This window comes from Bradyrhizobium sp. CSA112, from assembly GCF_029051645.1.
GTDB lineage: Bacteria > Pseudomonadota > Alphaproteobacteria > Rhizobiales > Xanthobacteraceae > Bradyrhizobium.
Map to the genome: position 1 here is coordinate 1 of NZ_JAACFS010000107.1, position 1,174 is coordinate 1,174.

1 protein-coding gene is annotated in these 1,174 nt (G+C 62.4%); it reads left to right on the forward strand.

Annotation, left to right across the window (positions count from 1 at the left end):
• Positions 1-207: 207 nt before the first annotated feature.
• On the forward strand, positions 208-1,149 hold the full coding sequence (locus GWE18_RS41870; protein WP_275191297.1) for an IS110 family transposase: 942 nt from the start codon (positions 208-210) through the stop codon (positions 1,147-1,149).
• Positions 1,150-1,174: the final 25 nt, after the last annotated feature.

Consider the following 1,174-nt stretch of genomic DNA (forward strand, 5'->3'; position numbering starts at 1 on the left):
GACCTGTACCCCCTTGTATCTGCCCATTGAGCAAAATGTGCGATGGAAGCGACTGAGCGCTTTGGCCGGTGGCCACCGGCCAAAGCGCGCGGCGATGTCGCCCGATACCCCCTGGGTAACACCCGTGGGTGAGCCTGGGATCTTCGCCGTTGTCACGCACGACCGAACAGTCGGTTGATCACGATCGCACGAACAAGGCAGGTTACCGTGATGAAGATCATTTGTGGAGTGGATGTTTCGAAGGCCAAGCTCGATGCGTGCATCGAGCCCGGGGCGGCCTTGGCAAGTTTCGACAATACCCCGGCTGGGATCGCCGAGTTGGCGGCGTTCTGTCGTCAGCATGGGGCGGAACTGGCGGTGATGGAGGCGACCGGGGGTTATGAACGTCTGGCGTTTGTGTTGTTGTGGGAGGCAGGCATGCCTTGCGCCATGACCAATCCGAGCAGTGTCCGCCTTTACGCCGAGGCGATGGGAGTTCTGGAGAAGACCGACCGGATCGACGCCAGCGTCATCGCCCGCTTCGCCGATGCCAAAAATCTGCAGCCGACGCCGGCGCCAACTTCGACCCAGCAGCGCATGAAGGCCCTTGTGGCAAGGCTCCGGCAGGTCACCGACGATCTTATCGTGCAGAAGCAGCGCCGCTCCAACCTGCTGGATAACGCCGAGATACTCGCCAGCCTCGGTGAGGTGATCACGCTGCTCAAGCGGCAGTCCCGCACTCTGGAGGGCGAGATCGCCTCGATGATCGACGACGATCCCCTGTGGGCGCATCTGTCGGATACCTTCCGTTCGATCAAGGGAGTGGCCGATCGTACCGTCGCCTGGCTGGTGGCCGATCTGCCGGAGATCGGCACCTACTCCAACAAGGCCATTGCCAAGCTCGTCGGTGTCGCCCCAATCGCCAATGACAGTGGCAAGCGACGGGGCAAGCGGCCGGTCCGCGGCGGCCGTGCCGGTGTCCGCTCGATCCTGTTCCTGGTCGCTGCCACCGCCGCCCGCTACGACAAAAGCCTCGGTGACTTCCGCGACAGGTTGCTCGCAGCCGGAAAGGAAAAAATGGTCGTTCGCATCGCGCTCGCCCGAAAACTCCTCGTCCGCCTCAACGCAAAAGCACGCGACGCGCGTGCCCAATACGCCAATGCAACTTGACAAACCAGATAGTCGCTCACCCGGA